This window comes from Streptomyces sp. SYP-A7185, from assembly GCF_046103685.1.
Classification (GTDB): Bacteria; Actinomycetota; Actinomycetes; order Streptomycetales; family Streptomycetaceae; genus Streptomyces.
Map to the genome: position 1 here is coordinate 6926311 of NZ_CP122310.1, position 13534 is coordinate 6939844.

The 13534-nt window shown below is 71.2% G+C and carries 12 protein-coding genes; 5 read left to right on the plus strand and 7 right to left on the minus strand.

From position 1 onward, the window contains the following. Positions 1-741: a DUF3159 domain-containing protein gene (locus tag QBL25_RS30460; RefSeq protein WP_409060140.1), complete on the plus strand. Its 741-nt coding sequence runs from the start codon at positions 1-3 to the stop codon at positions 739-741. Positions 742-859: 118 nt separating this feature from the next. On the opposite strand, the gene QBL25_RS30465 is transcribed toward QBL25_RS30460, so the two are convergent. The 4 genes from QBL25_RS30465 to QBL25_RS30480 form a co-directional block, all read right to left on the minus strand. Beyond that, entirely contained in the window at positions 860-1537 is a 678-nt protein-coding gene (locus QBL25_RS30465; protein ID WP_249587254.1) for a TrkA family potassium uptake protein, read from the minus strand. Then, positions 1537-2205: a potassium channel family protein gene (locus QBL25_RS30470; RefSeq protein ID WP_409060141.1), complete on the minus strand. Its 669-nt coding sequence runs from the start codon at positions 2203-2205 to the stop codon at positions 1537-1539. Before QBL25_RS30470 ends, QBL25_RS30465 begins: the two co-directional genes overlap by 1 nt. A gap of 164 nt (positions 2206-2369) precedes the next feature. Beyond that, entirely contained in the window at positions 2370-2609 is a 240-nt protein-coding gene (locus QBL25_RS30475; RefSeq protein WP_361842933.1) for a hypothetical protein, read from the minus strand. After that, entirely contained in the window at positions 2609-2938 is a 330-nt protein-coding gene (locus QBL25_RS30480) for an ArsR/SmtB family transcription factor (protein ID WP_409060142.1), read from the minus strand. The genes QBL25_RS30475 and QBL25_RS30480 overlap by 1 nt, the downstream gene beginning before the upstream one ends. A 194-nt stretch (positions 2939-3132) precedes the next feature. Between QBL25_RS30480 and QBL25_RS30485 the strand changes: the two genes are divergently transcribed. The 3 genes from QBL25_RS30485 to QBL25_RS30495 all read left to right on the plus strand — a co-directional run bounded on the left by QBL25_RS30485 (position 3133) and on the right by QBL25_RS30495 (position 9030). Continuing rightward, entirely contained in the window at positions 3133-5409 is a 2277-nt protein-coding gene (locus QBL25_RS30485; protein WP_409060143.1) for an MMPL family transporter, read from the plus strand. A gap of 61 nt (positions 5410-5470) precedes the next feature. Next, positions 5471-7549, plus strand: coding sequence for an APC family permease (locus QBL25_RS30490; RefSeq protein WP_409060144.1), 2079 nt, complete (start codon positions 5471-5473; stop codon positions 7547-7549). A 113-nt stretch (positions 7550-7662) separates the two neighbouring features. After that, on the plus strand, positions 7663-9030 hold the full coding sequence (locus tag QBL25_RS30495; protein WP_409060145.1) for a class I SAM-dependent RNA methyltransferase: 1368 nt from the start codon (positions 7663-7665) through the stop codon (positions 9028-9030). A gap of 68 nt (positions 9031-9098) precedes the next feature. On the opposite strand, the gene QBL25_RS30500 is transcribed toward QBL25_RS30495, so the two are convergent. Both QBL25_RS30500 and QBL25_RS30505 read right to left on the minus strand, forming a co-directional pair. Then, positions 9099-9515, minus strand: coding sequence for a PIN domain-containing protein (locus QBL25_RS30500; protein WP_409060146.1), 417 nt, complete (start codon positions 9513-9515; stop codon positions 9099-9101). Beyond that, entirely contained in the window at positions 9512-9760 is a 249-nt protein-coding gene (locus QBL25_RS30505) for a CopG family transcriptional regulator (protein WP_409060147.1), read from the minus strand. The genes QBL25_RS30500 and QBL25_RS30505 overlap by 4 nt, the downstream gene beginning before the upstream one ends. A 284-nt stretch (positions 9761-10044) precedes the next feature. Here QBL25_RS30505 and QBL25_RS30510 point away from each other — a divergent pair, with 284 nt between their 5' ends. Continuing rightward, the gene (locus QBL25_RS30510) at positions 10045-11313 is read left to right on the plus strand and encodes an IS701 family transposase (protein ID WP_409060148.1); all 1269 of its coding nucleotides are present in this window, start codon (positions 10045-10047) and stop codon (positions 11311-11313) included. A gap of 21 nt (positions 11314-11334) precedes the next feature. On the opposite strand, the gene QBL25_RS30515 is transcribed toward QBL25_RS30510, so the two are convergent. Further along, positions 11335-13263 (minus strand): helix-turn-helix domain-containing protein, encoded by a 1929-nt coding sequence (locus QBL25_RS30515; RefSeq protein ID WP_409060149.1) that lies wholly within the window; start codon positions 13261-13263, stop codon positions 11335-11337. Positions 13264-13534: the final 271 nt, after the last annotated feature.

Consider the following 13534-nt stretch of genomic DNA (forward strand, 5'->3'; position numbering starts at 1 on the left):
GTGACGTCCCTCGACAAGCCAGCGGACCAAGGACGCACGGATCAGGACCCCGATTCCCGGGCCGTGACCGAGGCCGCGCTCTTCGAGGCCTTCGGCGGCTTGCGGGGCATGGTGGAGACCGTCGTCCCGGGCCTCCTCTTCGTGACGATCTTCACGATCAACAAGGACCTGCACATGTCGGCCATCGCGGCCCTCGCGGTGTCCCTGGTGCTCGTGGCGGTCCGTCTGGTCACGAAGGACACCGTCAAGCACGCCTTCAGCGGTGTCTTCGGAGTCGCCTTCGGCGTGGTCTTCGCGATGATGACCGGCAACGCCAAGGACTTCTACCTGCCGGGCATGCTCTACACCCTGGGCCTCGCCCTCGCCTACATCGTCACGGCCATCGCGGGCGTCCCGCTGATCGGCCTGATCCTGGGCCCGGTCTTCAAGGAGAACCTCTCCTGGCGGACCCGCAACCCAGGGCGCAAGAAGGCGTACACCAAGGCCAGTTGGGCCTGGGGCCTGATCCTGCTCGCCAAGTGCGCGATCCTCTTCCCGCTGTACTGGTGGGCGGACACGACCCAGTTCGGCTGGGTCCTGATCGCCCTGAAGATCCCGCCGTTCCTGCTCGCCGTCTGGCTGACCTGGGTCTTCCTGGCGAAGGCCCCGGCCCCGATCGACGTGTTCGCCGAGATAGAAGCGGCGGAGAAGGCGGAGAAGGAGCGCGAGGCCGAGCGCAAGGCGGAGCACCGCGACGCCTGAGGCCGCGCTTTTCCCGTACGAGGCCACGCTTTTCCCGTACCAGGCCGCGCTTTTCCCGTACGTGATGGGGGGCGCCCGGAATCTTCCGGGCGCCCCCCATTCACGTACAAGCGCGGAGCTAGCTGGCCGCGTCCTCGCGGCGGACCGACAGCAGGTCCTCCAGCTGCTCCTCGCGGGCCTGCGCGGCCACGAAGAGGAGCTCGTCGCCCGCCTCCAGGGAGTCGTCCGCGGTCGGCGCCAGGACGCGCGTGCCGCGGATGATCGTCACCAGGGACGTGTCCTCGGGCCACTGCACGTCGCCGACCTGCGTGCCCGCCAGGGCCGACTCGGGCGGCAGGGTCAGCTCGACGAGGTTCGCGTCGCCGTGGCTGAAGCGCAGCAGCCGGACGAGATCACCGACGCTCACCGCCTCCTCGACCAGGGCGGACATCAGACGCGGGGTCGAGACGGCGACGTCGACGCCCCAGGACTCGTTGAAGAGCCATTCGTTCTTGGGGTTGTTCACGCGGGCCACGACCCGCGGGACGCCGTACTCGGTCTTGGCGAGCAGGGAGACGACGAGGTTGACCTTGTCGTCACCGGTCGCCGCGATCACCACGTTGCAGCGCTGGAGGGCGGCCTCGTCCAGCGAGGTGATCTCGCAGGCGTCGGCGAGCAGCCACTCGGCCTGCGGCACGCGCTCCACCGAGATGGCGGTCGGCGCCTTGTCGATGAGCAGAATCTCGTGCCCGTTCTCCAGGAGCTCACCGGCGATGGAACGACCCACCGCGCCCGCTCCGGCAATGGCGACCCTCATCACTGACCGCCTTCCTCGGGGCCTTCGGCGAACGCCGCTTCGACCTTCTCGACCTCGTCGGTGCGCATCATCACGTGCACCAGGTCACCCTCCTGGAGCACCGTCTGCGAGGTCGGCAGGACCGCCTCGCCCAGCCGGGTGAGGAAGGCCACGCGGACGCCGGTCTCCTCCTGGAGCTCACTGATCTTGTGCCCGATCCAGGCCGCGGACGCGTGCACCTCGGCGAGCTGTACGCCGCCGGTGGGGTCGCGCCACAGCGGCTCGGCCCCGGAGGGCAGCAGCCTGCGCAGCATCTGGTCGGCGGTCCAGCGGACCGTGGCGACGGTGGGGATGCCCAGGCGCTGGTAGACCTCGGCGCGGCGCGGGTCGTAGATACGGGCCGCGACGTTCTCGATGCCGAACATCTCGCGGGCGACGCGGGCGGCGATGATGTTCGAGTTGTCGCCGCTGCTCACCGCGGCGAAGGCGCCCGCCTCCTCGATGCCGGCCTCGCGCAGGGTGTCCTGGTCGAAGCCGACGCCGGTGACGCGGCGGCCGCCGAAGCCGGAGCCGAGACGGCGGAAGGCGGTGGGGTCCTGGTCGATCACGGCGACCGTGTGCCCCTGTTGTTCCAGGGTTTGCGCGAGAGCCGATCCGACTCTCCCGCAGCCCATGATGACGATGTGCACGCCCGTCCTTCCGGCTGTGTCAATACTTTTTGCTCAGGCTGAACGGTAAAAGCGTCTCAGACCGACGCCCAAGCTACACACGCACGGTCCACGGTGGGCACCCCCGTGCACCCCCCGGTGCACACGGAACCGGTCCGCCGCTCGGCCTGCGGTCAGTCGACCGGTCAGTCGACGCTGCGCAGCAGGCTCTCGACGGACTTGAGCCGGTAGCCCATCTCGACGAGCTGAAGGCGCGCCGCCTCCTGCTCGGACCGGGCGCGCTCGACGACCTCGCGGTACTGCTCCATCGCCTCGGCGTACTGACGGTCGCGCTCGCGGTTGCGCTGCGTCTGGAAGTAGGCGACGGCCACGATCGCGCCGGCGAGTATCAGGAAGAAGGCGACCGGGATGATCACGTCGTCCATTAAGACCCCTCTGGTGAGTGCTGTCCGCCGTCGTCGGACGCGTCCTCCCGGACGGCCGCGAGGATCGTTTCCACGTTCAGGCGCACGTCGAACGGCGCCAGTTCGAAGTACTTGAGCGCCTTGCCGTCGTCGGAGAGCTCCAGGCGTCCGACGACGAGGCCGGCCTTCTCCAGACGTTCGAGATGCATGTAGAGCAGGGGGCGGGAGACGCCGAGCCGCCGCGCCAGTTCGCTGACGTACAGCTGTCCCGGGGCGAGCTCGGTGATGATCCGGATCCGCTGGGCGTGGCCGACGGCGGAGAGGAAGGCGAGCAGCTCTTCGCTGTCCATGGTCCGCCTTCTCGCTGGTCTTCTCGCTGGTCCCGAAACCTGTCAGCCAAGACTTACGCATGACGGGATCCACTGTCAATCCTCTCGCTCGCAGTCATGAATGACAGTTGACGGCCTGTTCCTTCACCTGTCAGTCTCGACTTACACATGGAGGCCCATTGAGGGCCGGAGAGCGTGGAGGGGCGGGGATGGTCATGAGGGAGCGATCGGTCACGGTGCGCGTGGCGAGATGGAGCGCGCTGCATCCGGGGCGCGCGGTCATCGGCTGGCTGGTGTTCGTGGTCCTGTGCCTGGGGGGTGGCATCGCCGCGGGCATGAACGGCGCGACCTCGCAGGACTACCGCGTCGGCGAGGCGGGCCGCGCCGAGGCCCTCGCGACCGAGGGCGGCGTCCAGCTGCGGCCCACGGAACAGGTGCTGATCCGCGCCGGGTCAGGGCCGCTGGACGAGAAGGCCGCCGCGGCCGCGGTCAAGGACGTCACCGCCCGCATGAAGGCCCTGCCCGAGGTCGCCTCGGTGGCGGCGCCGGTGGCATCGGCGGACGGGCGGGTGCTGCGGGTCCAGGTGGAGCTGAACGGCCCCGACCAGGACGGCAAGAAGAACGTCATTCCGCTTCAGGCCCAGACCGAGAAGGCCCAAAAGGCCCACCCGGAGCTGATGATCGAGGAAACCGGCGCCGCATCGGTGAGCAAGGGCGTCAACGACCAGCGCGGCGAGGACCTCGCGTTCTCCGAGATGGTCACCCTGCCCGTCACGCTCATCACGCTCGCCCTGGTGTTCGGCTCGGTGGTGATGGTCGGCGTGCCGCTACTCCTCGCCGTCACCTCGATCATGGCGACCATGGGCCTGGCGATGCTGGCCTCGCACCTGCTGCCCGACACCGGCGTCGGGATGAACATGATCCTGCTCATCGGCATGGCCGTCGGCGTCGACTACACGCTCTTCTACCTCAAGCGCGAGCGCGAGGAGCGGGCCCGCGCGGGCGGCCGGCTCAGCTCGGAGGCGCTGGTCGAGGCCGCCGCCGCGACGGCGGGCCGCGCGATCGTGGTCTCCGGACTCGCGGTCATCGTCTCCACCGCCGCGCTGTACCTCGCGGGTGACGTCATCTTCGACTCGCTGGCCACCGGGACGATCCTGGTCGTGGCCGTCGCCGTGGTCAGCTCGGTCACGGTGCTGCCCGCCCTCCTCGTCAAGCTCGGGCGGCGCGCGGAGCGCCGCGCGGCGAAGCGCCTCGCGCAGGGCAAGCCCGTCCGGACGTACGGCGAGAAGGAGCCGGGCCGCGTCTGGAACGCCCTGCTCGCGCCCGCCCGCAGGCGCCCCGCGCTCACCCTGTGCCTCTCGGTCCTGGTCATGCTGGGCCTTGCGCTGCCCGCGCTGGGCATGACGCTCAAGGACCCGGCGCGCGACAGCTTCTCGCGCGACATACCGGCGATGCGGGGGTACGACCGGCTGCTCGACGCCTTCCCCGAGCAGCGCGTCCGGCACCAGGTCGTGGTGCGCGCGGAGGCCGCACGGGCCGGGGAGGTGCGGGAGGCCCTGCGCGCCCTGGACCGCAGGGCGGCGGCCGACCCGCTGTTCTCGCACCCCTCGGCGGAGCCGCTCATCCGTACCTCCACGGACCGCAGGACCACCACCCTGGAGCTGAACGCCCCGCACGCCACGTACTCCGACCGGGCCGTCGCCACCCTCGACCACCTGCGCCAGGACCACCTGCCCGCCACCGTCGGCAAGCTGCCCGGCGTCGAGACCGCCGTCACCGGCGAGGTGCCGCGCGGCACGGACTACGTGGAGCACCAGAACCGGAAGCTGCCGCTCGTCCTCGGCTTCCTGCTCCTGATGACCTTCGCCATGACGGTCGTCGCGTTCCGCTCGATCGTGCTCGGACTGCTCGGCATCGTGCTCAACCTGCTGTCCGCCGCGTCCGCGCTCGGGCTGCTCGTCCTGGTCTTCCAGGGGGAGTGGGCCGAGGAACTGCTCTCGTTCGTCTCGCTCGGCGGGATCTCCTCGCGGGTGCCGCTCTTCCTCTTCGTGATCCTCTTCGGGCTCTCGATGGACTACCAGGTCTTCGTGGTCAGCAGGATCCGGGAGGCCGCGCTGAACGGCGTACCCACCCGGCAGGCCGTCGTCGAGGGCATCGGCTCCTCCGCGAAGGTCGTCACCAGTGCCGCGATCGTCATGGTCACCGTCTTCGCGAGCTTCGTGCTGCTGCACATCCTGGAGATGAAGCAGATGGGCTTCGTCCTCGCGGTGGCCGTCCTGCTCGACGCGTTCGTGATCCGCGTCATGATCCTGCCGGCGGCGCTGCTGCTCCTCGGCCGTGCCACCTGGTGGCCGTCCCGCGCCGTCCGCCGCGCGGAACAGCGGGCGTCCGAGCGGTACGGGGCGCGGGTGGCGGCGGGGGCACCGGAGGGCGACGTACCGCGTCCGCTTTCCGGGCATCGGGCGGACTCCCCGGCGGCGCGTCGTGGGTAACCGGCGCCGTTAGGGGGTGGTGGGTGGGCGGGCACCCATTCGAACGCTTACGATCCTCTGCGTGTCCAAACTGACCGACGTGCCCAAACGGATCCTCATCGGGCGCGCACTGCGCAGCGACCGGCTCGGAGAAACCCTCCTGCCGAAGCGCATCGCTCTACCCGTGTTCGCGTCCGACCCGCTGTCCTCCGTGGCCTATGCACCGGGAGAGGTCCTTCTGGTCCTCTCGATCGCGGGTGTGTCGGCGTACCACTTCAGCCCCTGGATCGCCGTCGCGGTCGTCGTGCTGATGTTCACCGTCGTCGCGTCGTACCGGCAGAACGTGCACGCCTATCCGAGCGGCGGCGGCGACTACGAGGTCGCCAACACCAACCTCGGTCCCAAGGCCGGACTCACCGTCGCGAGCGCGCTGCTCGTCGACTACGTCCTGACCGTCGCGGTGTCGATCTCCTCGGGCATCGAGAACCTCGGCTCGGCGATCCCGTTCGTCGTCGAGCACAAGGTGCTCTGCGCCGTCGCCGTCATCGTGCTCCTCACGGTGATGAACCTGCGCGGCGTGAAGGAGTCCGGGAAGCTCTTCGCCATCCCGACGTACGTCTTCGTCGTCGGCGTCTTCCTCATGATCGCGTGGGGTGCCTTCCGGGGCATCGTCCTCGACGAGACGATGAAGGCGCCCACCGCGGACTACGAGATCAAGCCCGAGCACGGCGGTCTCGCGGGCTTCGCGCTCGTGTTCCTGCTCCTGCGGGCCTTCTCCTCCGGCTGTGCGGCGCTCACCGGCGTCGAGGCGATCAGCAACGGCGTCCCTGCCTTCCGCAAGCCCAAGAGCAAGAACGCGGCGAGCACCCTGGCCCTGATGGGCGCGCTCGCCGTCACCATGTTCTGCGGCATCATCGCGCTCGCCATGACGACCAAGGTCCGCATGGCCGAGTACCCGGGCAAGGACCTCTTCCACAACGGGGTGCCGGTCGGCTCGGACTACGTGCAGAACCCGGTGATCTCGCAGGTCGCCGAGGCCGTCTTCGGCAGCGGCAGCTTCCTGTTCATCGTGCTCGCGGCCGCCACCGCGCTCGTCCTCTTCCTCGCGGCCAACACGGCGTACAACGGCTTCCCGCTGCTCGGCTCGATCCTCGCCCAGGACCGCTACCTGCCGCGTCAGCTGCACACCCGCGGCGACCGGCTCGCCTTCTCCAACGGCATCGTGCTCCTCGCGGGCGCCGCGGCCCTGCTCGTCGTCATCTACGGCGCGGACTCGACCCGGCTGATCCAGCTCTACATCGTCGGCGTCTTCGTCTCCTTCACGCTCAGCCAGATCGGCATGGTCCGGCACTGGAACCGCCATCTGCGCAAGGAGAGGGACCAGGCCAAGCGGCGCCACATGATCCGCTCGCGGGCGATCAACACCTTCGGCGCCTTCTTCACCGGCATGGTCCTGATCGTCGTACTCGTCACGAAGTTCACGCACGGCGCCTGGGTCGCCCTGCTCGGCATGGTGATCTTCTACGCGACGATGTCCGCGATCCGCCGCCACTACGACCGCGTCGCCGAGGAGATCGCCGCCCCGGACACCCCGTCCGAGGACAGCGTGCGCCCCTCGCGCGTGCACTCCATCGTCCTGGTCTCCAAGATCCACCGCCCGACGCTGCGGGCCCTGGCCTACGCCAAGCTGATGCGCTCGGACACGCTCGAAGCGCTCAGCATCAACGTGGACCCGGCGGAGACCAAGGCCCTGCGGGCCGAGTGGGAGCGGCGCGGCATCCACGTCCCGCTGAAGATCCTCGACTCGCCCTACCGCGAGATCACGCGGCCGATCATCGAGTACGTCAAGGGCCTGCGCAAGGAGAGCCCGCGCGACGTGGTCAGCGTGATCATCCCGGAGTACGTGGTGGGCCACTGGTACGAGCACCTGCTGCACAACCAGAGCGCCCTGCGGCTCAAGGGGCGGCTGCTCTTCACGCCGGGCGTGATGGTGACGTCCGTCCCCTACCAGCTCGACTCCTCCGAGGCCGCGAAGAAGCGGGCCAGGAAGCGGTCGGAGTGGAACGCGCCGGGCGCCGTGCGGCGGGGACCGGTGGAGAAGCGCACGAAGGAACCGAGCAACGGCAACGGCAACGGCAACGGCGGCGGGAGCAAGGGTTAGCCCTTGCCCCGGGCGGTTGGTGAGCGGCCGGACGACACCCACGTAGACTGGTGGGCTGTTGTCCGGCCGTTGCCTTCGGCCGATCCCCTTTGACGTTGTGGAGTCACCCCGCCATGCAGGCAGAACCGAAGAAATCGCAGGCGGGGAACGCGAAGGAGGGCGCCCAGGCGGCCTCCCTCGTCGGACAGGAGTTCGAGGTCGAGGTGGGCCCCGTCGCGCACGGCGGCCACTGCGTCGCCCGCACGGCCGAGGGCCGGGTGCTGTTCGTGCGCCACACGCTCCCCGGTGAGAAGGTCATCGCGCGCGTGACGGACGGCGACGAGGAGTCCCGCTTCCTGCGCGCGGACGCGGTGACGGTCCTCGATCCCTCCAAGGACCGTGTCGATGCCCCCTGCCCGTACGCGGGCCCGGGCCGCTGCGGCGGCTGCGACTGGCAGCACGCCAAGCCGGGCGCCCAGCGCCGCCTCAAGGGCGAGGTCATCACCGAGCAGCTCCAGCGCCTCGCGGGTCTGACCCCCGAGGAGGCCGGCTGGGACGGCACGGTGGTCCCGGCCGAGGGCGACAAGCTGCCCCCGGGCGAGGTCCCGGCCTGGCGCACGCGCGTCCAGTACGCGGTCGACGCCGACGGCAACGCGGGCCTGCGCCGCCACCGCTCGCACGAGGTCGAGCCGATCGAGCACTGCATGATCGCCGCCCCCGGGGTCTCCGAGCTGGGCATCGAGAAGCACGACTGGGCCGGCATGGCCTCCGTCGAGGCGATCGCCGCCACGGGCTCCCAGGACCGCCAGGTCATCCTGGAACCGAAGCCGGGCGCGCGCCTGCCCCTGGTGGAGCTGGACAAGCCGGTCTCGGTCCTGCGCATCGCCGAGCAGGACGGCGGCGTGCACCGCGTCCACGGCCGCCCCTTCGTCCGCGAGCGCGCCGACAACCGCACCTACCGCGTCGGCAACGGCGGCTTCTGGCAGGTCCACCCGAAGGCCGCCGAGACCCTGATGCTCGCCGTCATGCAGGGCCTGACCCCGCGCAAGGGCGAGACGGCCCTTGACCTCTACTGCGGAGTCGGCCTCTTCGCGGGCGCCATCGCGGACCGCGTCGGCGACCAGGGCGCGGTGCTCGGCATCGAGTCCGGCAAGCGGGCGGTCGAGGACGCGCGCCACAACCTGGCCGCCTTCGACCGCGTCCGCATCGAGCAGGGCAAGGTCGAGGCCGCTCTGCCGCGCACCGGCATCACGGAGGTCGACCTCATCGTCCTGGACCCGCCCCGCGCGGGCGCCGGCAAGCAGACGGTGAAGCACCTGATGGGCCTGGGCGCCCGCCGCATCGCCTACGTGGCCTGCGACCCGGCGGCCCTGGCCCGAGACCTGGGCTACTTCCGCGAGGGCGGCTACCGGGTGCGGTCACTGCGGGCGTTCGACTTGTTCCCGATGACGCATCACGTGGAGTGCGTGGCGATTTTGGAGCCGGCTTCCAAGGGGGCCTGAGGCGCGGGTCCGGGCGGTGTGTGCTCGTTCCGCGTGGCAGGAGGAGGCTGCGCGGGGCGGCTCGCCGCTCAGATCTTGACGGCGGTGGCGCGGGTACCGCACAGGGCGGCGATGTCCTCCGGGTCCGAGGTGAGGACCGTGGTGGGCCCCGGCGCGGCCAGCGCGGTGGCGGCGAGCATGGCGTCGATGGCGTACTTGTGGCCGTGGAGTCCGGCATCGGCGAGCAGGGTCCCGGCGAGGCGGGCGATCTCCTCGGTGACCGGCTCGACGACAAGGCGGGACAGAGTCCATTCCAGGGCGGGGCGATTGATCCGGGGGTGGACCACCTCGACGAGGGTGGCCGCGGACGTGATCACCCGCAGGTCGTCGGCGCGGGCGAGGGCCAGCCACGCGGTGACCGTGCGGTCACGCAGTACGGCCTTGGCCAGCCCTTCGCTGTCCAGGACGAGGGTGCCGCCCGGTGCGGCGGCGGGGGAGCGGGTCACGCGGCGTTCGTCCCGCCCCGCGCCTGGTGGAGTTGATCGCGCAGGGCCTGGATCTCGCCCTCGGTGATGGCGCCGTGTTCGGCCTCGGCGACGGTGATGAGTTCGTTGAGGTTGTCGCGCTCGATCTGCCGGGCGACGGCGGCGGCGACATAGGCGGACAGGCCCGAGGGCCCGCCGCGAGCGCGAGCGGCCTCCGCGATGTCACGGGGCATCGTGATCGAGTACTTGCCGGTGGCCTCACTCATGCCACCTATCCTACCGCGCATCCTACTTCGATGAGGGGGGAAGCGTGTCGTCGGGCGGCGATGCTCGTGTCCGTTCTGGGCTGGTTTCCGCTGGGGGGTGTGTGCCGGGCACACCCCCCCGGTGGGGGTTCCGGGGGGATCGCGGGGGGTTTGGGTGGGGGGTGGTGGTGGGGGCACCACCGCTTGGGGGGTGGTGTGTGTCGGCGGGACCTCGTGGGGTGGGGCGCGTTGCGGGAGGCTCAGGGTCACGCAGACGCCACCGACCCAGGGGGAGGGCGAGGTCCATGGGCCCGCAACTCGTACAGTTCACGCGCCCGCAGAGCAGCCGGGCGGGCCGGGACGCGGTGAGCGCGCTGTGCCAAGGGGTGTTCGAGCCGCTGCCGCGGGCCGACCAGCGGCGCAAGGCCGAGCTGTACGTGCGGGGCCTGCTCACGGCCCGGGGGCGCAAGACCATGCGGAACATCGCCGCGCACGCCGGGATGCCCGCGGGGGAGCAGAGCCTGCACCACTTCATCTCGTGCTCCACCTGGGACTGGCGTCCCGTCCGCGTCAATCTCGCGGCCCAGCTCGACGCGCTGCTCAACCTCCGGGCGTGGGTCGTCAAGCCCATGGTCATCCCGAAGTCGGGGGCGCACTCGGTGGGCGTCGAGCGGCGCTTCGACGCCGGGTCGGGGCACATGGTCACCGGGCAGCAGGCCTTCGGCATGTGGGCCGTCTCGGAGGAGACGAGCGTCCCGGTCAGCTGGGCGCTGCACCTGCCGGACGAGACCACGCTCGCCGGCTGCGCGGCCCGCGCGGTCCTCGACCTCGCCGAGACCCGCACCCTGCCGCGGCTGCCGGTCGTGGTGGACGCCGTCGAGGGGGGCGCCGAGACCGTTCCCGCCCATCTCGCCGCCGCCGGGCTACCGTTCCTGATGGAGGTGGCGCCGGGGACGCCGGTCCAGGTGACCGACCCTCAACTGCCGGGCGCCGCCGCCGAGGTGAGCACCGCGGGCCATGTCGTCGACGTCGCCGGGGCGCTGCGGCGCCCGGTGCGGTACGAGGACCGGGGCGACCGCTCCGTGCACACCGGCTTCGTCGCCGCGCTGCGGGTGGAGCTGCCCGAGCCCGCCGCGGGGCCCCGCCGCCGCACCCGGACCCGCAGGCCGCTGCTGCTCGTCGGCGAGTGGACGGACGCCCGGCGGCGGCCCGAGCGGTACTGGCTGACCGACATGGTCACCGCCCCGCCGGCCCTCCTGATGCGGCTCGCCCACCTGTCCCGCCGTATCGAGTCCGGCGCCACCGACCAGTCCGACCGGGTCGGCATGCGCGACTTCGAGGGGCGTTCCTTCCAGGGCTGGCACCGGCACGTCACCCTCGCGTCCGCCGCCCACGCGGCCGCCGCGCTCAACGCCCGGCAGTCCGAGGTCCGGCAGACCGAGCGCATGGCCGCGGCCGGCGGAGCGTGGTCCGGCGCCCCCGTGTTCGCGGGAGGCGGGGGCGGCGGGCAGGGGCTCGCCGCCGCCACGGGCTTCGGCGGGTACGCGTCGGCAGCCCGGCGCTGCTCGGCCTGAGGGGCGCGCGGTGAACGCCCCTTACTGGTCCTCGTCCGCCTCCGGGTTGAGCGTCTCTCGGGTGCGGTGCAGGCGCAGCGCCAGCTGCACTTCGAGGGCGCGGGAAGGTTCCTGCCAGTCCTCGCCGAGCAGGGCGGTGATGCGTTCCAGGCGGCGCGAGACGGTGTTCGGGTGGACGTGCAGGGACTCGGCGGCGTACGTGGGACTGCTGCCCGACCGGAAGTACGCCTCCAGGGTCTGCACGAGGTTGGTGAAACGATGGGTGTCGTAGTCGATGACCGGGCCGATGGCCTGGCTGATGTAGTCGCCCACGCTGTGCCGGTCGCCGAGCAGCAGGCCCAGGAAGCCCAGCTCGCGCGCCGAAGCGGTCGATCCGCTGCCGCCGAGCGCGCTCAGGGCGTTGAGGCAGCGGACCGCCTCCGCGTACGTCGGCTCGATGTCCTCGATGCGGGTGGACGGGCCCGCCGCGCCCACCGTCACGGGATGGCCGAGCAGGGGCGTCAGTTCGCGGGAGATCTGCCGGGCGGTGGCTCCGGGGTCCTCGGAGGGCAGCAGCAGCACGATGCAGCCGCCGCGCACCCGCGAGAGCCCGCCGAAGCGCAGGGCGTACGACGAGGCCCAGACCACGGCGCGGCCCTGCGAGCCGCCCTCGGGCCGGATGACCACGGCGGTGTACGCGCGCTCCAGGTCGAGGCCCAGGCCGCGGGCCCGGTCGCGCAGTTGGGGCAGCGGGCGCTGTGCGGGGTTGAGCAGCGCGTCGAAGAACTCGTCGCGCACCTGGCTCTCGGCCACCGCGGTGTTGCGCTGCATCAGGAGCAGCACGCCCGTCGTGCCCGCGGTGAGCTGGAGCAGACCGAGGTCGGTGGGGGACAGCGCGCTGGTGGCGTGCAGGAGCAGCGAGCCGAGGCGTTCGGTGCCCGCCGTGACCGGGGCGAGCCAGCCGGTGTCGGTGAGCTGGATGGGTTCCTGCGCCACCTGGGCCTCCAGGGTGGCGCCCGCCACCTCGGCGAGGTCCTCCGCGGGCAGGTCGCCGGTGGCGGCGAGGGTGCGGCTGCCGAGGTCGAGCACGGCGACCGTGCCGCCCAGCGACTCCGCGGCAAGCTCGGTCAGCGCGCCGAGGCCGGAGCCTTCAAGGAGCAGGTCGATCATGCGGCGGTGGATGCCGTTGACGCGGTGGGCCGCGGCCAGTTCGGACTTGGCCCGGGCGCCGTACTGCTCCAGGTCCGCGATGTCCAGCTGGGCCTGGTTGAGCACCCGCGCCTTCTCGATGGCGACCGTGGCGAGGTCGCCGAGCGAGGACATCAGGGCTATCTCGCCCGGGGTGAAGTGGCGGACGTCGCGGTCGGCGGAGTACAGCACGCCGTACGACGTGTCGCGGTGCCGCAGCGGCACGGCGAGGATGGCGTGCAGCCCCTCCGCGCGGACCACCTCGTCGATCACCGGGTGGTGGGTGATGCGCTCGTCGGCCATGTAGTCATGGGTCCAGAACGGCGCGGTGTTCTGCCGCGCCGCGGCCCCGAGGCCGCCCTCGCGCGGCACCCGGAAGCCGACCGTCAGCGCGGTGGCGTGCCCGTCGGCCGTGCGAACGTAACTGTCGCCGGCCTCGTCGTCGTGGAAGCTGATGTAGGCCATGTCGAGGTTGAGCAGCAGCCGGGCGCGCCGGGTGATCACCTTGAGCAGGGTGTCGAGGTCGTACGGGAGCGTGAGGTCCCGCGCGGTGTCGACCAGCGCGGAGAGTCCCGCCTCGCGCTGCTGGCGCCGACCCAGCTGCGCCCGCACCGCGAGCCCCAGGTCCAACGCCGCGCGCAACTCGTCCAGTTCCGCCTCCGACGCGCCCGCCCGACGTGCCGATGCGGCGAGTTCGTCGTACGCGGACGCGGGTGCTTCCTTGGCCAGGAGTTCGAGCACGGTCAGGGCGGCGGCCTGGGTGGGGACTGAGTCCAGTGTCAAGGCTCGTCCTCCGGGTCAAAGGTGGCTCACGGGCTGAGACTGCTCGGAATCTAAGCGACGTGCCTGTGCATGGTCAATTGCTAACGCTGCGTATGCATGAACGGATCTGCACCCTCCGGATACCCGCATTGTTTTGTCACCGCTTGGACTGCTTTGGTGCCCGAGCAGTGGCCACGGCACCGCCTTGACCACTGTGGTGTGTTGACCGGTCACCTTCCGTGCCGGGCCACCCCGGAAAGAGACTCCTCGGCATCCGGTCGCTCCCCACGGG